The 25,377-nt window shown below is 62.6% G+C and carries 26 protein-coding genes; 21 read left to right on the top strand and 5 right to left on the bottom strand.

Features of this window, described 5'->3' with window-relative positions; genetic code table 11:
- Positions 1-41: 41 nt before the first annotated feature.
- Complete coding sequence (locus tag GTW23_RS17615) at positions 42-2,180, bottom strand: molybdopterin-containing oxidoreductase family protein (RefSeq protein ID WP_252916739.1); 2,139 nt, start codon at positions 2,178-2,180, stop codon at positions 42-44.
- Positions 2,181-2,265: 85 nt separating this feature from the next.
- Here GTW23_RS17615 and GTW23_RS17610 point away from each other — a divergent pair, with 85 nt between their 5' ends.
- Positions 2,266-3,117, top strand: coding sequence for a 23S rRNA (adenine(2030)-N(6))-methyltransferase RlmJ (locus tag GTW23_RS17610; protein ID WP_252916738.1), 852 nt, complete (start codon positions 2,266-2,268; stop codon positions 3,115-3,117).
- Here GTW23_RS17610 and GTW23_RS17605 read toward each other — a convergent pair.
- Entirely contained in the window at positions 3,085-3,786 is a 702-nt protein-coding gene (locus GTW23_RS17605) for a Crp/Fnr family transcriptional regulator (RefSeq protein ID WP_252916737.1), read from the bottom strand. The genes GTW23_RS17610 and GTW23_RS17605 overlap by 33 nt on opposite strands.
- Here GTW23_RS17605 and GTW23_RS17600 point away from each other — a divergent pair.
- The 6 genes from GTW23_RS17600 to GTW23_RS17575 all read left to right on the top strand — a co-directional run bounded on the left by GTW23_RS17600 (position 3,764) and on the right by GTW23_RS17575 (position 7,444).
- Positions 3,764-4,348, top strand: coding sequence for a hypothetical protein (locus GTW23_RS17600; protein WP_252916736.1), 585 nt, complete (start codon positions 3,764-3,766; stop codon positions 4,346-4,348). The genes GTW23_RS17605 and GTW23_RS17600 overlap by 23 nt on opposite strands.
- Positions 4,349-4,478: 130 nt before the next feature.
- Complete coding sequence (locus GTW23_RS17595) at positions 4,479-4,901, top strand: hypothetical protein (RefSeq protein WP_152009251.1); 423 nt, start codon at positions 4,479-4,481, stop codon at positions 4,899-4,901.
- Between the two features lie 7 nt (positions 4,902-4,908).
- Positions 4,909-5,610 (top strand): ribonuclease T2 family protein, encoded by a 702-nt coding sequence (locus GTW23_RS17590; protein ID WP_252916735.1) that lies wholly within the window; start codon positions 4,909-4,911, stop codon positions 5,608-5,610.
- A 39-nt stretch (positions 5,611-5,649) separates the two neighbouring features.
- Positions 5,650-6,246, top strand: coding sequence for a glutathione S-transferase (locus GTW23_RS17585; protein ID WP_252916734.1), 597 nt, complete (start codon positions 5,650-5,652; stop codon positions 6,244-6,246).
- Entirely contained in the window at positions 6,243-6,629 is a 387-nt protein-coding gene (locus GTW23_RS17580; RefSeq protein ID WP_152009253.1) for a diacylglycerol kinase, read from the top strand. The genes GTW23_RS17585 and GTW23_RS17580 overlap by 4 nt, the downstream gene beginning before the upstream one ends.
- A gap of 161 nt (positions 6,630-6,790) precedes the next feature.
- Positions 6,791-7,444, top strand: a complete 654-nt coding sequence (locus tag GTW23_RS17575; protein ID WP_252916733.1) for a DsbA family oxidoreductase — start codon at positions 6,791-6,793, stop codon at positions 7,442-7,444.
- A gap of 97 nt (positions 7,445-7,541) precedes the next feature.
- Here the strand turns inward: GTW23_RS17575 and GTW23_RS17570 are convergent, their stop codons facing one another.
- Entirely contained in the window at positions 7,542-8,180 is a 639-nt protein-coding gene (locus tag GTW23_RS17570) for an outer membrane protein (protein ID WP_152009255.1), read from the bottom strand.
- Between the two features lie 278 nt (positions 8,181-8,458).
- Here GTW23_RS17570 and GTW23_RS17565 point away from each other — a divergent pair, with 278 nt between their 5' ends.
- From GTW23_RS17565 to ung, 7 genes are all read left to right on the top strand, one after another.
- On the top strand, positions 8,459-9,394 hold the full coding sequence (locus GTW23_RS17565) for a calcium/sodium antiporter (RefSeq protein WP_252916732.1): 936 nt from the start codon (positions 8,459-8,461) through the stop codon (positions 9,392-9,394).
- Between the two features lie 48 nt (positions 9,395-9,442).
- Positions 9,443-10,207: an SDR family oxidoreductase gene (locus GTW23_RS17560; protein ID WP_252916731.1), complete on the top strand. Its 765-nt coding sequence runs from the start codon at positions 9,443-9,445 to the stop codon at positions 10,205-10,207.
- 95 nt (positions 10,208-10,302) lie between these two features.
- Positions 10,303-12,390 (top strand): excinuclease ABC subunit UvrC, encoded by a 2,088-nt coding sequence (gene uvrC, locus GTW23_RS17555; RefSeq protein WP_252916730.1) that lies wholly within the window; start codon positions 10,303-10,305, stop codon positions 12,388-12,390.
- A 120-nt stretch (positions 12,391-12,510) separates the two neighbouring features.
- Positions 12,511-13,095, top strand: coding sequence for a CDP-diacylglycerol--glycerol-3-phosphate 3-phosphatidyltransferase (gene pgsA / locus GTW23_RS17550; RefSeq protein WP_152009259.1), 585 nt, complete (start codon positions 12,511-12,513; stop codon positions 13,093-13,095).
- The gene (moaD, locus tag GTW23_RS17545; protein ID WP_252916729.1) at positions 13,092-13,349 is read left to right on the top strand and encodes a molybdopterin converting factor subunit 1; all 258 of its coding nucleotides are present in this window, start codon (positions 13,092-13,094) and stop codon (positions 13,347-13,349) included. The genes pgsA and moaD overlap by 4 nt, the downstream gene beginning before the upstream one ends.
- 1 nt (position 13,350) lies before the next feature.
- Positions 13,351-13,848: a molybdenum cofactor biosynthesis protein MoaE gene (locus GTW23_RS17540; protein ID WP_252916728.1), complete on the top strand. Its 498-nt coding sequence runs from the start codon at positions 13,351-13,353 to the stop codon at positions 13,846-13,848.
- The gene (gene ung / locus GTW23_RS17535) at positions 13,848-14,537 is read left to right on the top strand and encodes a uracil-DNA glycosylase (protein ID WP_252916727.1); all 690 of its coding nucleotides are present in this window, start codon (positions 13,848-13,850) and stop codon (positions 14,535-14,537) included. The genes GTW23_RS17540 and ung overlap by 1 nt, the downstream gene beginning before the upstream one ends.
- Positions 14,538-14,643: 106 nt before the next feature.
- Here ung and ndk read toward each other — a convergent pair whose 3' ends face one another.
- Positions 14,644-15,066 (bottom strand): nucleoside-diphosphate kinase, encoded by a 423-nt coding sequence (ndk, locus tag GTW23_RS17530; protein WP_152009264.1) that lies wholly within the window; start codon positions 15,064-15,066, stop codon positions 14,644-14,646.
- A 269-nt stretch (positions 15,067-15,335) separates the two neighbouring features.
- Between ndk and GTW23_RS17525 the strand changes: the two genes are divergently transcribed.
- The gene (locus GTW23_RS17525) at positions 15,336-15,911 is read left to right on the top strand and encodes a hypothetical protein (RefSeq protein ID WP_252916726.1); all 576 of its coding nucleotides are present in this window, start codon (positions 15,336-15,338) and stop codon (positions 15,909-15,911) included.
- 6 nt (positions 15,912-15,917) lie between these two features.
- Here GTW23_RS17525 and GTW23_RS17520 read toward each other — a convergent pair whose 3' ends face one another.
- The gene (locus GTW23_RS17520; protein ID WP_252916725.1) at positions 15,918-16,610 is read right to left on the bottom strand and encodes a glutathione S-transferase family protein; all 693 of its coding nucleotides are present in this window, start codon (positions 16,608-16,610) and stop codon (positions 15,918-15,920) included.
- A gap of 125 nt (positions 16,611-16,735) precedes the next feature.
- Between GTW23_RS17520 and GTW23_RS17515 the strand changes: the two genes are divergently transcribed.
- From GTW23_RS17515 to GTW23_RS17490, 6 genes are all read left to right on the top strand, one after another.
- Entirely contained in the window at positions 16,736-18,616 is a 1,881-nt protein-coding gene (locus GTW23_RS17515) for an ABC-F family ATP-binding cassette domain-containing protein (RefSeq protein WP_252916724.1), read from the top strand.
- 111 nt (positions 18,617-18,727) lie between these two features.
- The gene (locus GTW23_RS17510) at positions 18,728-19,777 is read left to right on the top strand and encodes a bifunctional transcriptional activator/DNA repair enzyme AdaA (RefSeq protein WP_252916723.1); all 1,050 of its coding nucleotides are present in this window, start codon (positions 18,728-18,730) and stop codon (positions 19,775-19,777) included.
- Between the two features lie 383 nt (positions 19,778-20,160).
- The gene (locus GTW23_RS17505; RefSeq protein ID WP_252916722.1) at positions 20,161-21,939 is read left to right on the top strand and encodes a methyl-accepting chemotaxis protein; all 1,779 of its coding nucleotides are present in this window, start codon (positions 20,161-20,163) and stop codon (positions 21,937-21,939) included.
- A 229-nt stretch (positions 21,940-22,168) separates the two neighbouring features.
- Positions 22,169-23,425 (top strand): efflux RND transporter periplasmic adaptor subunit, encoded by a 1,257-nt coding sequence (locus GTW23_RS17500; RefSeq protein WP_252916721.1) that lies wholly within the window; start codon positions 22,169-22,171, stop codon positions 23,423-23,425.
- On the top strand, positions 23,422-24,156 hold the full coding sequence (locus GTW23_RS17495; RefSeq protein WP_252916720.1) for an ABC transporter ATP-binding protein: 735 nt from the start codon (positions 23,422-23,424) through the stop codon (positions 24,154-24,156). Before GTW23_RS17500 ends, GTW23_RS17495 begins: the two co-directional genes overlap by 4 nt.
- Positions 24,146-25,363, top strand: coding sequence for an ABC transporter permease (locus tag GTW23_RS17490; protein ID WP_252916719.1), 1,218 nt, complete (start codon positions 24,146-24,148; stop codon positions 25,361-25,363). The genes GTW23_RS17495 and GTW23_RS17490 overlap by 11 nt, the downstream gene beginning before the upstream one ends.
- Positions 25,364-25,377: the final 14 nt, after the last annotated feature.

The following is a 25,377-nucleotide window of genomic DNA, read 5'->3' as shown; positions in this document are numbered from 1 at the left end:
TTCGTTCACAAATGCCGAACAATGAATGCGCAGCGGAACCGTCAGGCCTTATTGACCCACACCCGCGTGTCGTGGAACGCGGCGCCGCCATAGGGGGCGCAGGAATCAGCGCCGGTAAGGGTGTTGATGCCCTCGCCGTTCTCGAAAGCCGAATTCGGCCAGAGCCCTTCATGGATGACCACGCCGCGGCGCTGGCCGGAGTCGAGCCTTGCGGGCATAGTGAGGTCACCGCGGACATTGCCGAGACGCACCCTGTCGCCATCGGCAATCCCGAGACTTGCGGCATCTTCCGGGTGGATCAGCAGTTCCGGGCGCTTTTCCTTCGATTTTGACGATGACGTTTCGGCAAAGGTGGAATTGAGGAACGAGCGCGAGGGCGAGGTCGCCAGCCGGAAGGGATGATCGGCATCGGCGCTTTCGATCAGCTCGACATGGTCCGGGAACTCCGGCAGCCGCTCGACCGGGCCTTGCGGACCCATGCGTTTGGGCGGCTTGTTGGCGGCCGGCGTTCCGGTCCAGTCGGGCCGGAAGCGGTACTTGCCGTCCTTATGGGCAAAGCCGTTCAGAAAATGCGCAGTCTCGAAATCCGACTGCACATCGGCCCATTTGCCGGACCTGAAGCTGTCGAAATCACCCAGGCCCCGCTTTTCGAGCATGATGTCGATGTGCTCGCGCTCGCTGAGACCAAAGCCTTCGCGGTCTGCAACGCCGAGACGCCTGCCCAGTTCCTCGATCACATGGTGATTGGGTTTCGGGCCTTCGGGCGGGTCGATCAGTTTCGGGCCCAGCATGATGTGCTGGTGGCCGCCGCCGCGGTAAATGTCGTCATGTTCGAGGAACATGGTGGCGGGCAGGATCACGTCGGCAAGCTTTGCCGTGTCGGTCATGAACTGCTCGTGGACCGCGAGGAACAGATCCTCGCGCCTGAGCCCCTCAATAACCTTGCGCTGCTCGGGCGCGACATTGGCCGGGTTGGTGTTCTGCACCAGCATGGCGGTGACCGGCGGGCCGCCATCCAGCGCTTCCGCATCGCCGGTCAGCACCCGGCCGATCTTGGACTGGTCGAGCCAGCGCAAGCCGGGATCAAAATGCTTGCGGCCTTCGAGCAGCGACTTGTCGAGGCGGAAGATGTCCGAATTGGAATGAAACGCGCCGCCGCCCTCATACTGGTAGCTGCCGGTGCAGACCGCGAGCGACAGCGCCGCGTGCATGTTGACCGCACCGTTGCGCTGGCGGGTGAAGCCGTAGCCAAGCCGGAAGAAGGTTCGTTTCGTCGTGCCGACCATCCGCGCAAAGGCCTCGATCTCGGCCACCGGCACGCCGCAGATCGCTTCCGCCCATTCGGGCGTCCGGTCGTGCAAATGTGATTCAAGACCTGCCGGGTCATCACTGAATTTGTTGAGATAATCCCGGTCAGCGAGCCCCTCGCGGAACAGCACGTGCATCACCGCGCAGGCAAAGGCGCCATCCGTACCGGGCTTGAGCAGCACCTTGATGTCGGCCTGTTTCATCGTCGGGGTGTCGTAGATGTCGATGACCACGATCTTGGCGCCGCGCTCCTTGCGGGCGCGGATGGCGTGGGTCATGACATTGACCTGGGTCGAAACCGCATTGGTGCCCCAGATCACGACGCAGTCGGACTTGGCCATCTCGCGCGGATCGGAGCCGCGCATGGCCCCTGCCCCCATGGCAAAGCCGGTCCAGGCCATGTTGGTGCAGAAACTGTCGAACTGGTTGGAATAGCGCTTGGCGTGGCGGAGACGATGGATCCCGTCGCGCTGCACCAGCCCCATGGTGCCGGCATAGTAGTTGAGCCAGACGGTCTCGGAGCCGAACTTCGCTTCCGCCTGTTCGAATTTTTCGGCGATCAGATCGAGCGCGGCCTCGAAGCTTGCCTGTTTCCACTGGCCCTCGCCTTTCGCGCCGGAGCGGATCAGCGGCTTCAGCAGCCGCTCGGGGTGGTGGATGCGCTCGGCATAGCGGGCCACCTTGGCGCAGATCACACCGGCGGTGTAGCTGTTGGCAGCATCGCCACGCACCCGGCCGATGCGGTTGTGCGCCAAGAGATCGACCTCCAGCGCACAGGTCGACGGGCAATCATGCGGACAGGCCGAATGGCCGATGGCGGTGACCGCAGTGGAATCGCGGGCGGCGGAATCAATGGGGGTCGCGTCGTTCATGCTTTCTCTATAAGAGAATTCGCACCGCCGCGCCACGCCGCGCGGGCGTTGATCAGATCAAATCAGGGACGCATCACGCCAGTCGATGAATTACCGTCACAGCTATCATGCGGGCAATTTCGCCGATGTGCTCAAGCACGCGGTGCTGGCCCAGATCATCACCTATCTCAAGCGCAAGGACCAGGCGTTCCGCGTCATCGACACCCATGCGGGCATCGGGCTTTACGACCTGTCCTCGGTCGAGGCGCAGAAGACCGGGGAGTGGCGCGACGGGATCGGACGATTGATCGAGGCCGAACAGTCGTCCGAGCTCAAGGCCTTCCTGGCGCCATGGCTCGAGGCGGTCGCTACGCTCAACCCTCAGGGCGGTGTCCTGCACTATCCTGGATCGCCGAAACTCACCCGCTCGCTTCTGCGCAAGCAGGACCGGCTGACGGCGATCGAACTGCATCCGGAAGACGCCAGACAGCTCAAGCAGGTCTTTGATGGCGACTACCAGGTACGAGTCATCGAGCTCGACGGCTGGCTGTCGCTCGGCGCCCACCTGCCGCCCAAGGAAAAGCGTGGCCTGGTGCTGATCGATCCGCCGTTCGAGGAAGCCGGCGAGTATGACCGGATGATTGACGGGCTGGCGCGGGCGACGCGGCGGTTTCCGGGCGGGACCTACATGCTGTGGCACCCGATCAAGGCCGACAGCGCGCTTGGCGCCTTCGACAATAAGCTCATTGCGCTGGCAAGGCCGCGAACGTTGACCGTGCGTCTGCTCACGCGCGCCAACCAGACCGCGCCGGGGCTCAACGGGACCGGGCTGGTGATCATCAATCCGCCGTTCACGCTGGAAGCCGAACTGCGGCAGGTGCTGCCTGAACTGGCAGGCCTGCTGTCGCAAGGCCCGGGTGCCGGTTCAGAGGTGCGGCTCCTGGTCGGCGAGAGCTGAGCCTTTCAGCCTGTAGCTGCCGCGACCGGTCTTGACCAGCCTGCCGGCGCGCACCAGTGATGACAACGCCCGGTACATGGCCTCATGGGTCAGCCCGATCTGTGCGGCAGCCGGCTTGATGCTTCCGGTCAGCATGCCGTCGGCCACCGCGGCGAAGACACGGGCTTTGGCATCCCGGATGGCGATGATTTCCAGCCGGCGGCGGTAATTCTGGATCTGTCCGGCGAACCGGGCGGAAATCGCCATTGCGAAGTCGGGATCCTGTTTCATCCGCTCAAGCACGGCGGTCTTGTCGATACGAAGCAACTCGCTGTCAGCGGCGGCCACGGCGTCGCAATGGTAGCCGGCTGAAAACAGCGCCGCCTCGGCAAAGCTTTCATCACCATGGGCACGGTGAATGATCACCTCGTCGCCCTGCCTGGTGTGCCTGAGCAGATGCACCTGCCCGGAGATGACTTGATACATCGCGGTCGCGGGATCGTCGCGGTGAAACAGGGCAATGCCTTTCTTCACCGATCGCGGGGTCGAGGCGGAAGGTGGCAGAAGATCAAACGGGTATGGCAACATGGCCGAGAGAATATGATTGAAATCATATTTCGGCAACCGGCGGTCATCGTAGTCTCCGCGCAACACAGGAGATGACTTGATGAAACGCCTTCCCCTTCTCATTGCGGTTCTCGCCATCCTGGCCGGGGCAATTCCGCTCTACCACTGGATTGCCGCGTCAGATGCCACGACCATGGCCGGAGGAAGCCACGAGGCGCATGCACTCCACGGCGACGCGCCCCGGCCCGAGGAAGGCGGGCAGTCCACTTTTGCCGCGATTGCCGAAATCGTCGCCCTGCTTGAAGAGGATCCGGACACGGACTGGTCGACAGTCGACATCACCGCGCTGCGCGAGCACCTGGTCGACATGAACAGCCTGATGCTCAATGCCAAGGCAACCACAACGGTTGAGGGAAACACCATCCGGTTCAGGGTCGAGGGCGAAGGCGCAGTGCTGCGGGCCATCCAGGCGATGGTTCCCGCCCATGCTGCTGAGCTCGACAAGTCCGGTCCGTGGAGCACGTCGGCGGAGTTAACGCCCGAAGGCGCAATCCTTCTGGTGAAAAGCGCAACCGAAGACGATCTGGAGAAAGCCAGAGCGCTCGGCTTCTTCGGGCTGATGGCGAAAGGCAGCCATCACCAGCCGCACCATCTGGCCATGGCCAGGGGGATGATGGGTCATTGACCCGCCGGCCGTCTTTGCCGGACAGAGCAGCAAACCGGACCAAATGGTTGGACTGGTTTGCGCTCTGCACTTGCTCATCGGCGGCCGTGCATCTTATATCGTGACTCGCATCCTGTTTGGAGGACCGGTCATGAGCATGAAAAGCCTGATAATCGCATTTGCCGCAACAGTCGGTTTCCTGCTTTCAAGTTTCGCCAGCCCTGCCATGGCTTTCAGTGGCGGCAACTTCCCGGCCTGCGATGCGCCTCAGGTTCTTTCCTATATCCAGAACAGGTTCGTCTGGACCGACCGCCATGTGCTCCAGCGCGGTCTTGCCATTGAAAGTATCGAACGGGTGCATCGCAATCGCAGCAGCAACGGGCACGAATACTGGTCGATCCCCCGGCTCTACTGCCACGGCACCGCCCATATGAACGATGGCCACAAACGCCAGATCTGGTGGCTGATCGAAGGTGGCCAGGGTTTTGCCGGTTTGCGAGACAATCTCGAGTTCTGCATATCCGGGCTCGATCCGCTCAAGGTTCACGGAGCCTGGTGCAGGTCGGTTCGCTGACCGGGCCATGACGGGAGCCACCCTGATCCGGATCCTGCTTGCCTTGCCGGTGCTGATGCTGGCCGTGGCCTGCACGGATGATGGCGCACCGCCGGCGCGGGCGGAAACAACCGGCGCGAACCGGACCGCGCCTGCCGGATCGGGATTTGATTTCTACGTGCTCGCGCTGTCCTGGTCGCCAGCCTATTGCCTGGTCGAAGGTGACCGCGCCAACCGCCAGCAATGCGCCGAAGACCGCGACCTGGGCTTTGTGGTGCACGGTCTCTGGCCGCAATATGAAACGGGCTACCCGGAGTTCTGCCCGAGCCGCGAACCTGACCGGGTGCCTTCAAGCCTGGGCCGGGACTATCTCGACATCGTGCCGACGATGGGGTTGATCGGCCACCAGTGGCGCAAGCACGGGTCCTGTTCGGGGCTTTCCCAGGCCGACTATCTCAAAACGCTGCGTGCAGCGCGTGAGCGGGTGAGCATACCGGCGGCGTTCGCGCTCGAGACGCTTCCCGCCGAGATCGACGCACTCGAAGCCGAAGACGCCTTCATCGCCGCCAACCCCGGCATGAAGCGCGACACCATTGCCGTACGTTGCGAGCGCGGCTATCTGCGAGAGATCCGCATCTGCATGACCCCGTCACTTGACTATCGTGCATGCCCCGAGGTTGACCGGGCCGGCTGCAAAATCAAAAATCTCACCGTCCCCGAACCGGACTGACCGAAGCGGGTCGTGTCACAAGAAGAAGAGAAGAAAACCATGAAAATCCTCTACTCGCCTGCATCCCCTTATTCGGCCAAGGTGCGGATGGCCGCGAAACATGCCGGCATCAACGCCGAAGCTGTGCTGACCGACACCAATGCCGCGCCGGCCGAACTGGTTGGCAACAATCCGCTCGGCAAGATCCCGACGCTGCTCACCGACGAGGGACAGGCCGTTTTTGACAGCCGGGCCATCATGCAGTTCATCGATCGTGCAGGCGGCAAGCGGATCTACCCGCGCAACGCGGCCAAGCGGACGGATGCCGAGGTGATGGAAGCCCTGTGTGACGGGATCTGCGACTGCTTGCTGGCGATCATGTACGAGCGACGCTTCCGGCCCGAGGAAATCGTCCACCAGGAATGGATCGACAAGCAATGGACCAAGGCCACACGGGCGCTTGACCATCTCGAGGCCAACCTGCCTCGGATCACCAAGGCGCCCAATGGCGGGCATTTCGCTGCCGCCGCGATGATCGGCTATCTGACGCTGCGGTTTTCCGGACAATGGGAACGTGGCCGGCCGAAGCTCAAGCGCTGGCATGCCAAGTTCGCATCGAGCTTTCCCGAACTCGCAGACATGTTGCCAAAAGCGTGACACCACGGCCGGACAAGGAAACCGGGATTGCCCATGTATTCGCTGCCGCGCGCTACTCGCTGGGTGGCGTCAGGCGGCTCTGGGGCGAAACCGCATTCCGGCACGAGGTGCTCGCCATCGTGCTGATCACCGGCGTGTTCCTGTACGCCGGAGCACCGCTTTGGGGCTATGTCGGCGCCAGCCTGCTGTTTCTGCTGACGGTCTCGATCGAGGCGCTGAACACGGCGGTCGAGGAAATCACCGATCATGCGTCTCCCAATTATTCCGAGATGGCCAAGCACGCCAAGGATCTTGGTTCCTTCGCGGTGTTTTGCCTGCTGCTCGCCAACGGAATCTGGGCGGCCTATGTGCTGGCAACGCTCTGGCTGCCTCTTGCCCCCTGAGGCTGAGAACAGCGGCCTGCCCGCTTCCGGGGTGACCGGGCGGGATACCGCGACCTCAAAGTCGGGTCGCAATCCTCTCGCTGCCCTCTCCCTGCGCGGTGGCAATTCCACTTTCATGTCTTATCTGTGAGAAAACTCACCGAACAAACACTGGAATTCTGATGACTGACCAAACCGCGCCGCTTCGCATCGACATCGTGTCGGATGTTGTCTGTCCCTGGTGCATCGTCGGCTACCGGCAACTGGCCGAGGCGCTCGAGGCCACGGGCACGGAACACGAGATTCACTGGCACCCTTTCGAGCTCAATCCGGATATGCCCACCGAAGGACAGAACCTTGGCGAACATATCGCGGAGAAATACGGTGCCACGCGCGAGCAGTCACAGGAAAACCGCGCGCGGCTGAGCGATCTGGGAACCAGTCTGGGATTCGCGTTCAACTTCGACGACGACATGCGGATGTACAATACCTTCAATGCCCACCAGCTGATTCACTGGGCGGATACCCAGGACCGTGGGCACGCACTGAAGCAGGCGCTGTTTGCGGCCTATTTCACCGAACGCTGCGATCTGTCCGATCCCGAGGTGCTGGTTGAAATCGCCAGCAAGACGGGCCTTGATGCGGCGGAAGCCAGGGCCGTGCTGGACGACCAGCGCTATGCCCAGGACGTGCGGCAGGCGGAGAGCTTCTGGGTGCAGCAGGGAATCCGCGGCGTGCCGGCCATGGTGTTTGATCGCAAGCACCTGGTAACCGGCGCACAGGGAACCGACAATTACACCGGCATTCTGGCTCAACTGGCTCAATTGCGCGGTTGAAGCAGGCGGACCGGCTGCGAGCTCGAAATCACCTTCGGAAATCAAAAAAGCCCGGACGTTTTCGCGTCCGGGCTTTCCTGTTGGGATGTACTGAAGATCAGAACTTCATGCCGATACCGAGACGGACCGAATGGTCGTCGAAGCCGGACGACACGTTGGTGCCGCCAAGATTGTAGTTCTTCGACTGGTAATCGGTGTAGCGGTATTCGATGCGGGTGGTGATGTTCTCAGTCAGGAACGCTTCGGCGCCCGTACCGACGGTCCAGCCGACATGGGTGTTGCTGTCAGAGCCAGCAGCATTGGTCAGCTTTGCATTGGTGGCTGCGACACCGCCGGTTGCGTAGATCATGAACGGGTTGATATCGAGACCCATCCGTGCCCGCAGCGAGCCGTTGAAGCCCTGCTTGCCGGTCAGGCCACCAGAGGTGAAGTCGGCGCCCGAATAGCCAAGATCAGCTTCCGCACCATAGACGATGTTGTCGGACTGCCAGTTGTAACCACCATAGACGCCACCGCCGAAGCCATTGGCATTCTGGGCGGGGACAGCGCTGAACTCGCCCCATTTGTACTCACCGTAGCCGCCGAGGTAACCGCCGGACCAGAGGTAGGCCTGAGGTGCCACTTCCGCTACAGGCGGCTGAGGTGGCTGTTCGACGATAGCGTCCGCGGCCAGCACGGGGCCAGCGAGCGGCACGGAAAGGGCTGCGGCCAGCAGTGCCAGTTTACGAATACGCATGTCATTCTCCTTGTTTAATTCCGGCCCGACACGAAACAGCGGACCTTGAGCACCGGCGGCACTGGGATGCATGCCGTCGACGAGGTTGAAGATGGAGATCGAATGCGGCGGACGAGAAGCAGGAATGTGGAAACACAGCGGCGGAAAAAGGGCAGCGCTCACTGTTGCATTGCGGCAACATTTTCGGTTGACGGCGGACACCCGCGCCATTGCGCATGCGGGCGCGCCGCCTATATGGGGTGTGGGCCCATTCAAACCGCGAGCGTTGATTCCTTAATATGTTAAGCATTTTGACCCTGATCGCGGGACTGATCGTCCTCGTGTTTGCCGGTGACTATCTCGTACGTGGCGCAGTCGGCCTCGCCGAGAAGCTTTCAATCGACCCCCTGATCATCGGATTGACGATCGTGGCCTTCGGAACCTCCGCGCCAGAGCTGTTTGTCTCGCTGCAGGCGGCATTCGACGGCGTCTCGGGAATCGCCATCGGCAACGTGGTCGGATCGAACATTGCCAACGTGCTGCTCGTGCTTGGCGCGCCAGCCCTGCTGATGACCATCAATTGCCGCGAAAACGGGCTGGGGACATCGCTGGCGGTGATGATCGTCATGTCTGTCGCGCTGATGGCGATGATGTGGTTCGGGCCGCTGAGCCGGCTCGATGGCGCGATCCTGCTGGCGCTGATCGCGGCCTATCTCGGCTGGCAGATCCGGGAGGCCCGGAAGAACGGCGCCAGCGTTCCCGATTATCACGACGAGGTCGCAGGCCTTCCGCAGGAAACCTGGCGCACCAATGTTTTCATCGTTGGCGGCCTGATAGGGTTGCCGATCGGAGCCTGGCTCACGGTGCACGGCGCGTCCGATATCGCGCGCATGTTCGGAGCAACGGAGACGGCCATCGGGCTTACCATCGTTGCCATCGGCACCTCGCTGCCCGAACTGGTGACCTCGGTCATGGCGGCATGGCGCAGGTCCGGCGCGGTGGCCATCGGCAACGTGGTTGGCTCGAACATCTTCAACATCGGCCTGATCCTCGGCGGCACCGCCGTCATCCTGCCGCTTGATGTCGATCCGCGCATTGTCTCGATCGACATGTGGGTGATGCTGGCAGTCAGCCTCCTGGTGGTGGGGCTGGCGCACTGGAACATACCGATCAAAAAGCTCGGCGGCGCGGCTATGCTTGTCGTTTTCGCGGCCTATATCATCTCGGTATTCTGAACCTGAAAGCCTGGCTTTCAGCCACGCCAGCATGAACCGGGACACATCATGACATCTTCGAACGGCACAGTTCTTGTGACCGGCGCAGCGCGCCGCATCGGTAAGGCAATCGCGCTGGATCTCGCTACACACGGCTACGGCATCGCGGTTCACGCCAACAGCAGCGGCGAGGAAGCCGAGGCTGTCGCGAGCACGATCCGCGATGCGGGCGGTTCGGCGGAGGTGTTCCTTGCTGATCTCACCGACATGAAGGCCGTGCGCGCGCTGCACGGCCAGGTGAGCGAACGCATGGGTGTACCGGACGTCATCGTCAACAATGCCTCGGTGTTCGAGGCAGACGATGTACGCGCTTTTGATGAGGGTCTGTTCGACAGGCATTTCGCCGTCCACGTCAAGGCGCCGGCGGTGCTTGCCCATACCATGGCGGAGAACCTGCCGAGGGACGGCGAAGGGCTAATCGTCAACATCATAGACCAGCGTGTCTGGAAGCTGACGCCGCGCTTCTTTTCCTACACCCTGTCGAAATCAGCGCTGTGGACGGCAACTCAGACCATGGCGCAGGCACTGGCGCCACGCATCCGGGTCAACGCCATCGGTCCCGGACCGACGCTCGCCAACGAGCGGCAGAAAGACAGCGATTTCGCAAGACAGGAGGCCGCCGTGCCGCTTCAGCGCGGGCCGGAACTGGCGGAATTTGGCGCGACCATCCGCTACCTGCACGCAGCCCGGTCAGTCACCGGCCAGATGATCGCGCTTGATGGCGGCCAGCATCTGGCGTGGGAGACCCCGGATGTGACAGGCGTAGGGGAATAGCGCGCTTGATAACCTGCGCTGCTGACGCCAGATGTCATGATCTGACAGCCGCACTCCCTTGCCCCACAAGCGCAGGAAGTTGATAAGATCGCCTGATGACTCGCACGCCGAATCCGACCTCTCCCAAGCCATCCAAAGCCACGGCACCAGCCGATGGCGGCATGATCTATGAGGAAACCGATGCAGACGAGGACGAACAGGATGCTGTCGATGCTTCCCTGCCCGCGGATGCGGCTTCCGTCGCCGGCATCGAGTGGAACGAAAGCCCGGTCGCCACGCCGGGCTTGAAAGGCGCGGAAGTCATCCAGGCCTTCGTCAGGCACCTGCCCAACCAGCCCGGCGTCTACCGGATGATGAACGAGGCCGGCGACGTGCTCTATGTCGGCAAGGCACGCAGCCTGAAGAAGCGGGTGACCAACTACGCGCAGGGCCGCGGCCATTCGAACCGCATCACAAGGATGATCGCGCAGACGGCCAACATGGAGTTCGTCACCACCCGCACCGAGACGGAAGCGCTGCTGCTCGAGGCCAACCTGATCAAGCGGCTGAAGCCACGCTTCAACGTTCTGATGCGCGACGACAAGTCGTTTCCCTATATCCTGGTGACCGGCGACCACGAGGCGCCGGCGATCTTCAAGCATCGCGGTGCGCGGTCGCGAAAGGGATCCTATTTCGGCCCCTTCGCCTCGGCCGGCGCGGTCGGGCGGACGATCAACGCGCTGCAGCGCGCCTTTCTTTTGAGAACCTGCACCGACAGCGTCTATGAAAGCCGCACCCGGCCGTGTCTGCTCTACCAGATCAAGCGCTGCTCCGGGCCCTGCACCGGCGAGATCGATGCCGAAGGCTATGCCCGGCTGGTGGATGAGGCCAAGGATTTCCTTTCAGGCCGCAGCCAGGCGGTGAAAGCGCAACTGGCCACGGCGATGCAGTCGGCATCGGAAGATCTCGATTTCGAACGGGCGGCCGTCTATCGCGACCGCCTGTCGGCGCTCAGCCACGTGCAGAGCCACCAGGGCATCAACCCGCAGACTGTGGAAGAAGCCGACGTCTTCGCCATCCATCACGATGCCGGCATGGCCTGCATCCAGGTGTTCTTCTTCCGCACCGGGCAGAACTGGGGCAACCGCGCCTATTTCCCCAAGGCCGACCCGTCGCTGGCGCCGGGCGAGATCCTCGGCGCCTTCATCGGCCAGTTCTACGACGACAAGCCGACGCCGCGGATGATCCTGATCTCCGACGAGTTCGAGGACCGGAGGCTGCTCGAGGAGGCACTGAGCGTGCGGATGGACCGCAAAACCTCGATCAGCGTGCCGCAGCGCGGCGAAAAGCGCGAACTGGTCGAGCAGGTGCTGAACAATGCGCGCGAAGCGCACGGCCGCAACCTGGCCGAAACGGCTTCGCAGGCGCGGCTTCTGCAGGGGCTTGCGGAGACCTTCAACCTGGCCCATCCGCCGCGTCGCATCGAGGTCTACGACAACTCGCACATCATGGGCACCAATGCGGTGGGCGGCATGATCGTTGCCGGGCCGGAAGGCTTCGTCAAAAACCAGTACCGAAAGTTCAACATCAAATCGACCGACATCACCCCCGGTGACGATTTCGGCATGATGCGCGAAGTCATGCAGCGCCGGTTCTCGCGGCTGCTCAAGGAGCATGGCGATGCAGGCCCAAGCCTGCCCGACAGCGCGGAAGATCCGGACGCGGTGAGCCAACCGGGCATGCCGGCCTGGCCCGACCTGGTGCTGATCGATGGCGGCAAGGGACAGATGAGCGCGGTGCGGACGATCCTCGAGGAACTTGGCATCGCAGACAAGATCACCGCCATCGGCGTCGCCAAGGGCATGGACCGGGAAGCCGGCCGCGAACGGTTCTTTGTCGAAGGCAAGCCGGACTTCACGCTGCCGCCGCGCGACCCGGTGCTCTATTTCATCCAGCGCCTCAGGGACGAGGCCCACCGGTTCGCCATCGGTTCGCACCGGGCGCGACGGAAGAAGGACATGGTGACCAATCCGCTTGACGAGATTGCCGGTATCGGGCCGACGCGCAAGCGGGCGCTGCTGCACCATTTCGGCACCGCCAAGGCGGTCTCGCGCGCGGGAATCGACGACCTCGTCGCTGTCGAGGGGATTTCACGCGCGGTGGCCGAGCTGGTCTACAATCATTTCCACGAGGAAAACCGCTGAATTGGTGTGCGATGAGACATCAAACTGCGGCATTCAGGCGCTAATCGTGGCCAAGGCGGTTGACCTTTCCGCCCCGCCACGCGCATCTTGCGCAAAATCCTGATACGGACGGGGTGCTCCATGGCGTCGCGCGCGCTTAACATACCGAATATACTCACCTATGGACGGATTCTCGCCGTCCCGCTGATCGTGCTGTGCTTCTTCATCGAGGGCCGGCTGCACGGATCCGATTTTGCCCGCTGGAGCGCGCTGGCGATTTTCACCATCGCGTCGATTACCGACTTCTTCGACGGCTATCTCGCCCGGATCTGGGACCAGACCTCGAACATCGGGCGCATGCTCGATCCGATCGCCGACAAGCTGCTGGTCTCCGCGATCCTGCTTCTGGTCGCCGCCGACGGCACCATCGCCGGCTGGTCGATCTGGGCGGCGATCATTATCCTGTGCCGCGAGATCCTGGTTTCGGGACTGCGCGAATATCTCGCAGCACTCAAGGTCTCGGTGCCGGTCACCTGGATTGCCAAATGGAAAACCACCCTGCAGATGGTGGCGCTCGGCTTCCTGCTGGCAGGTCCGGCCGGCGACAAGGTGCTGCCCTACACCACCGAAACCGGCATCGTGCTGCTGTGGGTTGCGGCGATCATCACGATTTACACCGGCTATGACTATTTCCGCGCCGGGCTGAGACATGTGGTGGACGAATGAGCGTGCGGATTGTCTATTTCGCCTGGGTGCGCGAACGCATCGGCAAGGGTTCGGAAGAGATCGACCTGCCGGCGGACGTCAAGACCGTGGGCGACCTGATCGCGCACCTGGCGACGCTGGGCGAGGAATATGCGGCAGCCTTCGAGGTGCCCCGGGTCATCCGCGCCGCCATCAACGAGGAACATGCCGAGCATGACGAGGTGATCGGCGACGCGAAGGAAATCGCGCTGTTTCCGCCGATGACCGGAGGCTGAAATGGCGGCGGGCGGCAAGATCTCCGGAGATCCGGTGGCGCCGGTATCCGTGCGTATCCAGACCGGGGATTTCGACATTTCCGAGGAGATCGAGGCGCTCACCGGCGACCGTGCCGACATCGGCGCGGTCGTAAGCTTCACCGGGCTGTGCCGCGACGAAGGCGGACGGCTGTCCGCGCTGGAGCTTGAGCACTATCCGGGCATGGCCGAGCGCGCCATACGGGCGATCGCCGACGAGGCTGTGGCCCGCTTCAACCTCAGCGGAATCACCGCCATTCACCGCTACGGGGCGATCCCGCCCGGCGGCAACATCGTGCTGGTGGTGGCAAGTGCGCCGCACCGGCAGGCGGCCTTTGATGGCGCCTCGTTTCTGATGGACTTCCTCAAGACCGACGCGCCGTTCTGGAAGAAGGAACATCTCAAAGACGGCGGTTCAGGCGAATGGGTCTCGGCCAAGGACGCCGACGACAAGGCCAAGTTGCGCTGGCAGAAGAGCTGATGCCTGCGAATTTCACGCTTACGGGCGGTTGGGACACGGCTCTGGCGGCGGAGCTTTCTGATCCGTACATGGACGAACTTGCAGCTTTCCTCGACACTGAGCTCGATGCCGGCAAGCAGATTTTTCCGCAGACGTCGGAGTATTTCGCGGCCCTCGACCTCACTCCGCTCGACCGGGTCGAGGTGGTCATTCTCGGACAGGATCCCTATCACGGCGAGGGCCAGGCGCACGGGCTGTGTTTCTCGGTGCAGCCGGACGTGCGGGTGCCGCCCTCGCTCAAGAACATCTACAAGGAACTCGAGAGCGATCTCGGCATCCCGAAAGCGAGCCACGGACATCTCGAAAGCTGGGCTCGGCAGGGCGTGCTTCTGCTCAACAGCGTGCTCACGGTCGAGCGCGGTCTTGCCGCTTCACACCGCGGCCGCGGCTGGGAGCGATTTACCGATGCAGTGATCGCAAAGGTCAACGCGCTTCCGCATCCGGTGGTGTTTCTGCTCTGGGGCGCCTATGCGCAGAGAAAGGCCGAGTTTGTCGACACGGGCCGGCACCTGGTGCTCAAGGCTGCCCACCCCTCGCCGCTGTCGGCGCATAACGGGTTTCTCGGCTGCCGGCACTTTTCAAAGGCAAACGCTTTCCTTGAGAAGAACGGCATGACGCCGATCGACTGGCAACTGCCGGCAGATCCCTGATCCGCAGCCAGCGGCCGGGAGCTGGCCACAACAAAAAACCGGGCTCTCGCGAACCCGGTTTTTCGATTCAGTTCAATGGTTTCGGCCTGCCGGCCGATAAACTGATTCAGCCGACGATTTCGGTGCCGGAGAACCAGTAGGCGATTTCCTCGGCTGCGGTTTCCGGCGCATCCGAGCCGTGCACCGAGTTTTCGCCGATCGACAGCGCGAAGGTCTTGCGGATGGTGCCCTCGTCGGCGTTTGCCGGGTTGGTGGCGCCCATGATCTCGCGGTTCTTGAGGATGGCGTTCTCGCCTTCGAGAACCTGGACGACGGTCGGGCCGGAGGTCATGCCTTCAACCAGTTCGCCGAAAAAGGGGCGTTCCTTGTGCACGGCGTAGAAGCCTTCGGCTTCGCGCTTGCTCATCCAGACGCGCTTGGAAGCGACGACGCGCAGGCCGTTGTCTTCGAAAACCTTGGTGATCGCGCCGGTCAGGTTGCGCTTGGTGGCATCGGGCTTGATCATCGAGAAAGTGCGTTCAATCGCCATTGGTGTCTGTCCTGTCATCTGGTTGTGGTTGCGAGAGCTGGGCCATAGAGGCCCACGCAAGAATTTCGGGTGCAAAAGTCCGGGCTGGACGAGGTCCCGCCCGGAGTTGGCGCCTAGATAGCCGCATGCCCGGCTCTTCGCAAGGGGCACCGGCGTTCTCACGGTCCGTTGCGCGCGCATGCTGCCTGTGATCCGGTCATCGTGCCCTCCCCGGCTCCCCGTAGCCGTGGTGACTTGGAACAATCACGATTGCGTTGTAGATTTGTGACATGTCTGACGCGGTGATAGCCTGCGGAGTTGTCGCGGTCGCGGTTTTGGGGTTTGCGCCCCAGAACAACGCGATGCTGACGGCTGGCGCCGAGCGAACCTTCAAACCGGTGATCGACGGCATGATTTCCAGCATCTGCGGCTGGCTGTCGCTGTTCGCGCTGGCGCTTGGTGTCCTGCACCTCATGCCGCAATGGATGAGCGGCACGGCGATGGTGCTGGCGTCGCTCCTGCTGGCGCTGTCAGGCTTGACCCGCTACATGGCCGATCCGGGCACTCCGTTAGAGCAGGAGGCCGCCCCTGTGCGCCCTACACTGCCCGTGCAAAATCTGCAGAGCCCCGAGAGCTGGGCCGTCGCCTTTTTCCTCGCGGGGTCGGCGCTCAGCGGCTCGGTGACGCTGGCCTCAGCCTTTGCCGGGCTGACGCTGCTGACCGCTTCCGGCCTTGGCCTCTGGGCCGTCGCCGGATGGTCCGGCTGCCTGTATCTGAGCTCGGGCTGGCACCGGCGTCATCTCGACTGGGGCTTCGGCATCCTGATGTTTGTCGCAGCCATCGCCGCGCTGATGCCGGGCGGCTGAACCGGTTCAGCCCGCCGCGGCTACCGCACGCCCCAGACCGTCATGGAGATCAATACAGCGCTCGAACCAGTCGGTCACAGCGTCGCCCGCCTCGAGCAACGGGGCGCTGGAAACCACTCGCGCCCATTGCAGCGCGCCAAAGACGATGTAGTCGGCAAACAGCGGCGACGATCCGCCGATCCAGGGCTGCGATTTCAGCATCACCCGCAAAGGCGTCAACTTGGCTCCGAAACCCTCGATCTCGGCCTGGCGACGCTCGGCAATCTGCTCGAACGTCTTGCCCAGGCGGGCTTCGCGGCTCGGCCTGAAATAGGCCTGATCCTCCGGAGCCAGCCTGTCGGCGATCTCATGCAGTGCGATCACGTTGAGGGCCGCATGCAGGGTCGATTGCGACCAGGCTTCCACGAAGCGGGCCATGGCCTGGCCGCCGTCGCCGCCAAACAGCGATGGCCGGTCGGGATAGGTCTCCTCCAGATAGGCGGCGATCATGAAACTGTCGGCCACCACCTGGCTGCCATCGCGAATGACGGGCACGGTTTTCGATACACCGCCCTCGACCCCGGGCACCTGGGTGAAACAGACCGGCTTGCGCTCGAAAGGCAGCCCCTTGTGGGCCAGCGCCATCACCACCTTCCAGCAGTGCGGGCTGAACGGACGGGCTTCATCGGCGCCGACAAGTTCGTGCAAAACAATCGTCATTCTTTTTCTCCTGCCACATGTCATCCGACTTGTGACGCACCGCGGACCAATTGTCACCGGTCAGGGACCATGGAAAACACCGTTTGCCCTTGCCATTTGACGTGAACCCGGCCAGAAGCGCGGTCATGCTTACGATTACAGACCTTTCCGCACGCATCGCCGGGCGGCTATTGATCGACAATGCCTCGCTGGCGCTGCCCGCGGGCATCAAGGCCGGGCTTGTGGGGCCGAACGGCGCCGGCAAGTCGACGCTGTTCAGGATCATCACCGGCGAGATGGCGAGCGAGACCGGCCACGTCTCGATCCCGAAGAACACCCGCATCGGCCAGGTCGCTCAGGAAGCGCCTTCCGAAGAGACGGCCCTGGTCGAGATCGTGCTGCGCGCAGACCTCGAGCGGACCCGGCTGATGAAGGAAGCCGAGACCGCGACCGATCCCAACCGCATCGCCGAGATCCAGACCCGGCTGGTCGACATCGACGCCCATTCGGCCGAGGCCCGCGCCTCCTCGATCCTGGCCGGTCTCGGCTTTGACCAGGACGCCCAGCAGCGGCCCGCCTCGAGTTTCTCGGGTGGCTGGCGGATGCGCGTGGCGCTGGCTTCGGTGCTGTTTTCGGAACCCGACCTACTTCTCCTCGACGAGCCGACCAACTATCTCGACCTGGAAGGCACCTTGTGGCTGGAAGAGTATATCCGCCGCTATCCGCACACCGTGCTGATCATCAGCCATGACCGCGACCTCTTGAACACCGCGGCCAACGCGATCGTCCATCTCGACCAGAAGAAGCTGACCTTCTACCGCGGCGGCTTCGACCAGTTCGAGCGGCAGAAGGCCGAGCGCGACGAACACCAGATGAAGGCGCGCGAGAAGAGCCTGGCGGCACGCAAGCACATGGAAGCGTTCGTCGAGCGGTTCCGGGCCAAGGCCTCGAAGGCGCGCCAGGCGCAATCGCGGCTCAAGGCGCTTGAAAAGATGGGCACCGTCGATGCGGTGATCGAGAACAATGTCCGCGGCTTCACCTTTCCGCGGCCCGATCGCGGCGTTGCCTCGCCGATCATCGCCATCGAGGGCGGCTCCGTCGGCTATACCCCCGGCTCGCCGATCCTGGCACGGCTTGATCTGAGGATCGACGCCGACGACCGGATCGCGCTGCTCGGCTCGAACGGCAATGGCAAGTCGACCTTCGCCAAGTTCATTGCCGGACGGCTTGAGGCCGAGGACGGGCTGATCCGCACCGCGCCGCAACTCAAGACCGGCTTTTTTGCCCAGCACCAGCTGGACGATCTGAGACCGAATGAATCGGCCGTGGCGCATGTGAGAGCATTGATGCCGGACGCGCAGGAAGCCCGCGTGCGGGCCCGGGTGGCGCAGATGGGACTGACAGCGGAGAAGATGAACACGCCGGCCAAGGATCTCTCCGGCGGTGAAAAGGCGCGGCTGCTGATGGGCCTTTCGGCGTTTCACGCGCCGAACCTGATGATTCTCGACGAGCCGACCAACCACCTTGACATCGACAGCCGCGCGGCGCTGATCCGGGCGCTCAACGACTTCCCCGGCGCGGTCATTCTGATCAGCCACGACCGGCACCTGATCGAGGCCACGGTCGACCGGCTCTGGATCGTCAAGGACGGCACGGTGAGTTCCTTTGACGGCGATCTGGAGGATTACCGGCAGGAAGTCGTCGGCGCCTCGAGCCGTGGCAAGAAGGGGAATGACAGCGATGGGGGCTCCAAAGCGGAGAAGCGCAAGCAGGCCGCCCAACAGCGCGCCAGCGTGGCTCCGCTGAAGAAAAAGATCAATGATCTCGAATCCTTGGTGGCAAGACTTACCAAACAGATTCAGTCGCTTGATGCGGAACTTTCGGATCCGGGCCAGTTTGCCGACGCGCCCTACAAGATCACCCAGAAATCCAAGCAGCGGGCCGACCGGGCGGCGGAACTGGCCAAGGCCGAGGAGGAATGGCTGGCTCTGACCAGCCAGGTCGAGGAAGCTGACGCGGCCGAGTAGATACGCGCATTGCCGAGGCCCCGGCTGACCGGCAACCTCGCCAGACGTAATCAGGAATAGACGCCCGATTTCAGGCTGACGACGGACCACGCCGGCGCTAGGCTGCGAACCATGTTGTTTGACCTGCCAGAGCCCGCCATTCTTTACGAAGCGCTGTTGAAACGCGATCCGGATTATGACGGGCGCGCCTATGTGGGCGTGTCCTCGACCGGCATCTTCTGCAGGCTGACCTGCCCGGCTCGCAAACCACGTCCGGAAAACTGCAGCTTCTATGCCAGCGTGGGCGACTGCATCCAGGCCGGTTTCCGGGCCTGCAAGCGATGCCACCCGATGGCGCCCGCCGCGGAAGCCGATCCGGCCGTGAAGGTGCTTCTTGAAGCTCTCTCCGAACGCAAGGGCCACCGCTGGAGCGAACCCGACATCATCCGGATGGGTTTCGATCCCTCGACCGTGCGGCGGTCCTTCAACCGGCATTTCGGAATGACCTTCCTGGAAATGGCGCGGCTCGAGCGGCTGCGCCATGCGCACCTGGCGCTGGCGGGCGGCTCCAAGGTGATCGAGGCGCAGCTCGATGCCGGGTTTGAATCGGCTGGCGCCTTCCGGGCGGCCTTTGCCAGGCTGATGGGCACACCGCCGGGGAGTTTTACCGCTGACGCGATGATCCGGGCTGACTACATCGATACCCCGCTCGGTCCGATGATCGCATTGTGTGACCGAACCCATCTGCATCTTCTGGAATTCGCCGACCGCAAGGCCCTGCCCGCCGAATTGCGCCGCATGCACCAGGCGTTCAAGGGCCGGATCGGCTTCGGCCGTCATGCTCCCCTCGATCTTCTCGAAACCCAGCTTGATGCTTATTTCTCAGGCCGCAACCCGTGCTTCAGCGTGCCGCTGGCGTTTCATGGCAGCGAGTTCACCAAAACCGTCTGGCATGCGCTGGTGGAGATCCCTGCGGGTGAAACCCGCAGCTACAGCCAGATCGCCGGGACAATCGGGCGCCCTTCCGCGGTCCGCGCGGTGGCGCGCGCCAATGGCGCCAACCAGATTGCGCTTCTCGTGCCATGTCACCGCGTCGTTGGCGCCGACGGGTCGCTGACCGGCTATGGCGGCGGCTTGTGGCGAAAACAGAAACTGATCGAGATCGAGCGCCAATACGTTTGAGCGGTCATGTCCGGCAGCTACCGGCGACAGCAATGTTGCGCTCTTTCTCCCGGCAGACGAGTTGTTGAGTGCGCCAACGAAACGGGCTCTGGGCTGGCAGGGCACGGTTGGCCACAGTTGTTTCGGTGGATCTCCTTCCATGCGGCAGCGGTCCGCGGTTGTGCTGCCTCCCACTCCTCAACTGTTAAAATGCACCTCAATATTTAGCATTCCTAATATGATATTTCATTAACTTTTTAGAAATGGATACATGAGAGATTTGCGATGTACTTGATGCATGAAGCATCTGGTTCATGCATCCCCTCGCTACAATTTACCTGCTTCTACACGGCTGACACCCGTGCAGATCACAAGGTCGCTTGTCACCATTTAGGACCAGTCTCATGAGCTTCACCAGCATCGTCGGCTCAGACGAAAAGAACATCGTCCAGGCACTGAAAAAATCCCTCGCCATGATCGAATTCGATCTGAGCGGCAAGATTCTCGACGCAAATGAAAATTTCTGCCAGGCACTCGGCTACGAACTGTCCGAGATCAAGGGCAAGCACCACCGCATTTTCGTCGAACCGAAGGAAGCTGCCGCGCCAGCCTATGCCGAATTCTGGAAGAAACTCGGCCGCGGCGAATACGACAAGGCGCAGTACAAGCGCGTCACCAAGAGCGGCGATGAAATCTGGATCGAAGCCAGCTACAACCCCGTTTTCCGCGGCGGCAAGCTCTACAAGGTGGTCAAGTTCGCCTCCGACATCACGGCGACCAAGGTCAAGTCGATGGAGGACGCCGGAAAGCTCGACGCCATCTCGCGTTCACAGGCAATGATCGAGTTCAAGCCAGATGGAACAATCGTGTTCGCAAACGAAAACTTTCTCGGCGCGGTCGGTTACACGCTTGCCGAAATCGTAGGCAAGCATCACCGGATGTTCTGCGACCCCGACTATGTCAGGGGGGAAGAATATGCGCAGTTCTGGACAAAACTTGCCGCCGGCGAATTCAACTCCGATGAGTTCAAGCGGATCGGCAAGGGCGGCAAGGTCATCCACATCCAGGCTTCCTACAATCCGATTTTCGATGCGGACGGCAAGGTCTTCAAGGTTGTCAAGTTCGCCTCAGACGTGACCGAACGGGTCAGCAATGTCGAATCCCTGTCGACCGGCCTGCAGAGCATGGCCGACGGCGATCTGACCATCCAGATTACAAAGCCCTTCCAGCCTGCTCTCGAGCCGCTCCGGATCAATTTCAACAAGGCCAACGAAGGGCTTTGCGATGCGATGAGTTCGGTCAACGAGAACGCCCGGATGATTGCCAGCGGTTCGGATGAGATCCGCTCTGCAGCAGACGACCTCGCCAAGCGGACCGAGAACCAGGCAGCCTCCGTCGAGGAAACCGCAGCTGCGCTCGAGGAAATCACCAAGACCGTCGCCGCTTCCAGCCAGCGTGCCGAGGAAGCCGGCGAACTGGTGGCCAAGACCAAGCGCGATGCGGAGACATCCGGCCAGGTAGTCGACAAGGCTGTCATCGCAATGGCCGAGATCGAAAGTTCCTCCAAGGCGATCACCAACATCATCGATGTGATTGACGATATCGCGTTCCAGACCAACCTGCTTGCACTGAACGCCGGCGTCGAAGCCGCCAGGGCCGGTGAAGCCGGTCGCGGCTTTGCGGTTGTCGCCCAGGAAGTCCGCGAGCTCGCGCAACGGACGGCAACGGCGGCCAAGGAGATCAAGGGGCTGATCACGGCTTCGGGCGAGCAGGTCAACACCGGGGTGTCGCTGGTTGGCGAAACCGGCAAGGCACTGGTCAGCATCGTCGAGCAGGTCAAGCAGATCAACGCCAATGTCGAGGCGATCGTCACCGGCTCGCGCGAACAGTCGACCGGCCTCAACGAGATCAACACGGCGGTCAACGCCATGGATCAGGGCACCCAGCAGAATGCGGCAATGGTCGAGCAATCGACCGCCGCCAGCCACAGCCTGGCGCAGGAGGCAGCCTCATTGTTCCAGCTGCTGTCGCGGTTCAAGGTGGATGCCGCTGCAAGCCACTCGCCACGGGTGGTCCGGAGCAACGGTGGCACCCCCGCCCCGGCCTACACCGCGCCAGCCCGCCAGCGGCCTGCCTTCCACGGCAATGCCGCGGTGGAGATGTCGGACTGGGAAGAGTTTTAATTTCGGCTCGGATGTCCCCCGCTAGGCCGAAAGGAGGGACCCCCGGATCTCTGATCCGGGGGTTTTCGCGTTCAGAACGGGCTGGACCGCCGCAGCCATGGATAACCGTATCAAGGCAGGATAACACCAGTAGCAGATTGCAGCGGTTCCCCGCGGGCAAGTTCTTGACCCATGTCAACGGGCGCGCTGCCGCTGCGTGATAGGACATCCCCAACCACGGGATATCCAGATGACGCCTTCCAAATCCGACATCGAAACAATCGTCAAATCTGCCGAAAAAGGCCCGTCCACCCTGCGCCGGGTGCTATGGGCGATGGCGCTGATCATGGGAGCTTCCGCGCTCTGGCTGTGGTGGAGTTCCGGTTCGGGGCAGAACCTGCCTGTCTACACGACACAGGCCATCGTGCGGAGCGATGTGATCGTTCAGGTGACGGCCACCGGCACGGTGGAGCCGACGGACAAGGTTGAAATCTCAAGCGAACTGTCCGGAACGGTCCGCTCGGTGGAAGCCAATTTCAACGACCTGGTCACGACCGGCCAGATACTCGCGCGGCTGGACACCGACAAGCTGGAGGCCAATGTCGAACTTGCCCGTGCTTCGCTGACGGCCTCCCAGGCAAGAATGGCCGAGGCGACGGCGACACTGAACGAGACCAGGGACAATTACGAGCGGGCGGTGATGCTCGAGAAAAAGCAGGTGACCACTCTTGAGGGACTGCTCAGGGCAAAGGCCGCCTATGACCGGGCCCAGGCTGCCCTCAAGAGCGCTGAAGCCGATATCCGGGTTTCAGAAGCAAACCTGAAGATCAATGAAGCAAACCTGGCCAAGGCCTGCATCTGCTCGTCGATCGACGGGGTGGTGCTCGAGCGCAATGTCGAAGTGGGCCAGATCGTCGCGTCGTCCCTGCAGGCTCCGGTGCTGTTCACCCTTGCCGCTGACCTCAAGAACATGGAGCTGCGCGTCGATATCGACGAGGCCGACATCGGCAAGGTGCAGGTTGGCAACCGGGCGGTGTTCACGGTCGAGGCCTACCAGGGACGCACTTTCCCGGCGGTGATCTCGGAACTCAGATTTGCGCCCAAGACCGTCGACGGCGTGGTGACCTACGAAGCGATCCTGTCGATCGACAATGCCGAGCTTCTGTTGCGGCCCGGCATGACGGCCACCGCCGACATCAGGGTGGCGGAGATCAAGGACACGCTGGCGGTTCCCAATGCGGCGCTGAGGTTCGCACCACCTGTGGAGACCGAGGACAGCAACCGTACCGGCCTGCTCGGCATGTTGTTCAAGAACGCACCGAGCCGACCGCCGTCGACAGCGGCCCAGGTAAGTGAAGACGGCAGGCGCAATATCTGGGTGCTGCGCGATGGACAGGCCGTGGCGGTGGATATCCTGCCCGGCGAGACAGACGGCGCGATGACCGAGATCAGGGATGGAGACGTGGCCGAGGGCGATCAGGTGATTACCGATCTGTTGCAGGAATGAGCAAGGGTCAAGATCCGGACTCCAGGCCACTGATCGGGCTTGAAGGCATCACCAAGATCTACGGTACTGGTGATGCCGAAGTCAGGGCCCTGCGCGGCATCGACATGGAAATCTCAGGCGGCGAGTTCGTCGCCGTCATGGGTCCCAGCGGCTCGGGCAAGTCCACCGCCATGAACATTCTCGGGTTTCTCGACAAGCCGACCGGCGGACGATACTTCTTCGGCGGAGCAGAGGTCGGTCACCTCAACCGTGACCAGCTGGCGCTGCTGCGGCGGAACTTTCTCGGCTTCGTCTTCCAGGGATACAATCTGCTGGCCCGGACATCGGCGCTCGACAATGTCGAATTGCCGCTGATTTACCAGGGCATGGCTGGCTCAAAGCGACGGATACTGGCGCGCGAGGCGCTGGCCAAGGTCGGGCTTGAAGGCCGGGAAGACCACCATCCCGCGCAACTGTCGGGCGGTCAGCAGCAGCGGGTGGCCATCGCGCGGGCGATCGTGACCAATCCGGACGTGATCCTGGCCGATGAACCGACTGGAAACCTGGACACCGCGCGCAGCCACGAGATCATGGATCTGCTCACAGGGCTCAACCGCGTGGATGGCATCACCATCCTGATGGTCACTCATGAGCCGGACATGGCGGACTACGCCGACCGGATCATACATTTCCTGGACGGCAGGATCGAAACGGACAACCGGAACAGGAAGGCGGCTGCAGATGCTGTATGAAGCGGTGCGGCTGGCGCTGCAGGCGATCCTGCGCAACGCCTTCCGGTCATTTCTGACGGTTCTGGGCATCGTCATCGGCGTCGCGGCTGTCATCGCAATGGTCACGGTGGGCCAGGGCTCGACCGACCAGGTGGAAGCCGATGTGTCGACGCTCGGCACCAACTTGCTGATGATCCGGCCGGGCCAGCCCTCGCAGGGGCCGGGTTCGGGCGGTGGTGGCGGCACGGCCGCAAGCCTGACGCTCAAGGATGTCGATGCGATCGAACAGCAGATCTCCAGTGTCGCGGTCGCCACCCCTTCCAATTCGCGCGGCATGACCGCGATCTACGGCAACGCGAACTATTCCACCACCGTGACCGGCACCGACAACCGCTACCTGACCGCCCGAAGCTGGGCGATCGTTGGTGGCCGCGCGTTCTACGAAAGCGAGCTGAGAACCGGCACCGCCGCCTGCATTCTCGGCGAAACCGTGCGCCAGATACTGTTCGGCAATGGCGATCCGATCGGCGCCAGCATCCGGCTCAAGCAGATCGCCTGCCGGGTGATCGGCATTCTCGAGGTCAAGGGAGCCTCGAGCTTCGGCACCGATCAGGATGACATCATCCTGATCCCGATCCGGACCTTCCAGCGGCGGATATCGGGCAACCAGGATGTGGCGATGATCTATGCCTCGATCCGCAACAGCGTTTCCACGGAGAAGGCCAAGGCCGACATTGAAAGCCTGATGCGGGAGCGGCGGCGGATCGGTCCCTTCGAGGAGGACGATTTCAACGTCTTCGACATGAAGCAGATCACCTCGATGCTGACCGGGATCACCAGCGTGCTGACCGGCCTGCTCTCGGCTGTCGCCGCCGTCAGCCTGCTGGTCGGCGGCATCGGCATCATGAACATCATGCTGGTGTCAGTGACAGAGCGTACCCGCGAGATCGGCATCCGGCTGGCCGTGGGCGCCACGGAACGCCAGGTGCTGATGCAGTTCCTCGTCGAGGCGATCGTGCTGTCATTGATCGGCGGGCTGATCGGCATCCTGCTCGGCCTGGCGCTCGGGCTTCTTGGCTCGCGGCTGCTGTCGATTCCCTTCGCACCGGACGCGACCATCGTGCTCGCGGCCTTCCTGTTCTCGGCTCTGGTCGGCATCGTGTTCGGCTATTTTCCGGCGCGGAGAGCCGCGCGTATGGACCCGATCGAGGCGCTCCGGCACCAATAGGCGTCCCGAGGCCT

The sequence above is a fragment of the Parahoeflea alexandrii genome, from assembly GCF_024105735.1.
GTDB classification, from domain to species: domain Bacteria; phylum Pseudomonadota; class Alphaproteobacteria; order Rhizobiales; family Rhizobiaceae; genus Hoeflea; species Hoeflea alexandrii.
Note: the sequence above shows the minus strand (reverse complement) of the source record. Positions and strands in the feature narration are given on the sequence as shown.

What these genes read in the sequence shown, in the direction of transcription:
- GTW23_RS17605 (WP_252916737.1), bottom strand. Translation starts at nt 3,786, where the DNA reads ATGAGAAGGGGAAGGCGTTTCATCAAGTCATCTCCTGTGTTGCGCGGA.
- GTW23_RS17600 (WP_252916736.1), top strand. Translation starts at nt 3,764, where the DNA reads ATGAAACGCCTTCCCCTTCTCATTGCGGTTCTCGCCATCCTGGCCGGG.
- GTW23_RS17570 (WP_152009255.1), bottom strand. Translation starts at nt 8,180, where the DNA reads ATGCGTATTCGTAAACTGGCACTGCTGGCCGCAGCCCTTTCCGTGCCG.
- GTW23_RS17525 (WP_252916726.1), top strand. Translation starts at nt 15,336, where the DNA reads ATGTCTGACGCGGTGATAGCCTGCGGAGTTGTCGCGGTCGCGGTTTTG.
- GTW23_RS17560 (WP_252916731.1), top strand. Translation starts at nt 9,443, where the DNA reads ATGACATCTTCGAACGGCACAGTTCTTGTGACCGGCGCAGCGCGCCGC.
- pgsA (WP_152009259.1), top strand. Translation starts at nt 12,511, where the DNA reads ATGGCGTCGCGCGCGCTTAACATACCGAATATACTCACCTATGGACGG.
- GTW23_RS17595 (WP_152009251.1), top strand. Translation starts at nt 4,479, where the DNA reads ATGAGCATGAAAAGCCTGATAATCGCATTTGCCGCAACAGTCGGTTTC.
- GTW23_RS17515 (WP_252916724.1), top strand. Translation starts at nt 16,736, where the DNA reads ATGCTTACGATTACAGACCTTTCCGCACGCATCGCCGGGCGGCTATTG.
- GTW23_RS17510 (WP_252916723.1), top strand. Translation starts at nt 18,728, where the DNA reads ATGTTGTTTGACCTGCCAGAGCCCGCCATTCTTTACGAAGCGCTGTTG.
- GTW23_RS17490 (WP_252916719.1), top strand. Translation starts at nt 24,146, where the DNA reads ATGCTGTATGAAGCGGTGCGGCTGGCGCTGCAGGCGATCCTGCGCAAC.
- GTW23_RS17540 (WP_252916728.1), top strand. Translation starts at nt 13,351, where the DNA reads ATGGCGGCGGGCGGCAAGATCTCCGGAGATCCGGTGGCGCCGGTATCC.
- GTW23_RS17500 (WP_252916721.1), top strand. Translation starts at nt 22,169, where the DNA reads ATGACGCCTTCCAAATCCGACATCGAAACAATCGTCAAATCTGCCGAA.
- GTW23_RS17520 (WP_252916725.1), bottom strand. Translation starts at nt 16,610, where the DNA reads ATGACGATTGTTTTGCACGAACTTGTCGGCGCCGATGAAGCCCGTCCG.
- moaD (WP_252916729.1), top strand. Translation starts at nt 13,092, where the DNA reads ATGAGCGTGCGGATTGTCTATTTCGCCTGGGTGCGCGAACGCATCGGC.
- GTW23_RS17565 (WP_252916732.1), top strand. Translation starts at nt 8,459, where the DNA reads ATGTTAAGCATTTTGACCCTGATCGCGGGACTGATCGTCCTCGTGTTT.
- GTW23_RS17615 (WP_252916739.1), bottom strand. Translation starts at nt 2,180, where the DNA reads ATGAACGACGCGACCCCCATTGATTCCGCCGCCCGCGATTCCACTGCG.
- uvrC (WP_252916730.1), top strand. Translation starts at nt 10,303, where the DNA reads ATGACTCGCACGCCGAATCCGACCTCTCCCAAGCCATCCAAAGCCACG.
- ndk (WP_152009264.1), bottom strand. Translation starts at nt 15,066, where the DNA reads ATGGCGATTGAACGCACTTTCTCGATGATCAAGCCCGATGCCACCAAG.
- GTW23_RS17590 (WP_252916735.1), top strand. Translation starts at nt 4,909, where the DNA reads ATGACGGGAGCCACCCTGATCCGGATCCTGCTTGCCTTGCCGGTGCTG.
- GTW23_RS17495 (WP_252916720.1), top strand. Translation starts at nt 23,422, where the DNA reads ATGAGCAAGGGTCAAGATCCGGACTCCAGGCCACTGATCGGGCTTGAA.
- GTW23_RS17610 (WP_252916738.1), top strand. Translation starts at nt 2,266, where the DNA reads ATGAATTACCGTCACAGCTATCATGCGGGCAATTTCGCCGATGTGCTC.
- ung (WP_252916727.1), top strand. Translation starts at nt 13,848, where the DNA reads ATGCCTGCGAATTTCACGCTTACGGGCGGTTGGGACACGGCTCTGGCG.
- GTW23_RS17505 (WP_252916722.1), top strand. Translation starts at nt 20,161, where the DNA reads ATGAGCTTCACCAGCATCGTCGGCTCAGACGAAAAGAACATCGTCCAG.
- GTW23_RS17585 (WP_252916734.1), top strand. Translation starts at nt 5,650, where the DNA reads ATGAAAATCCTCTACTCGCCTGCATCCCCTTATTCGGCCAAGGTGCGG.
- GTW23_RS17575 (WP_252916733.1), top strand. Translation starts at nt 6,791, where the DNA reads ATGACTGACCAAACCGCGCCGCTTCGCATCGACATCGTGTCGGATGTT.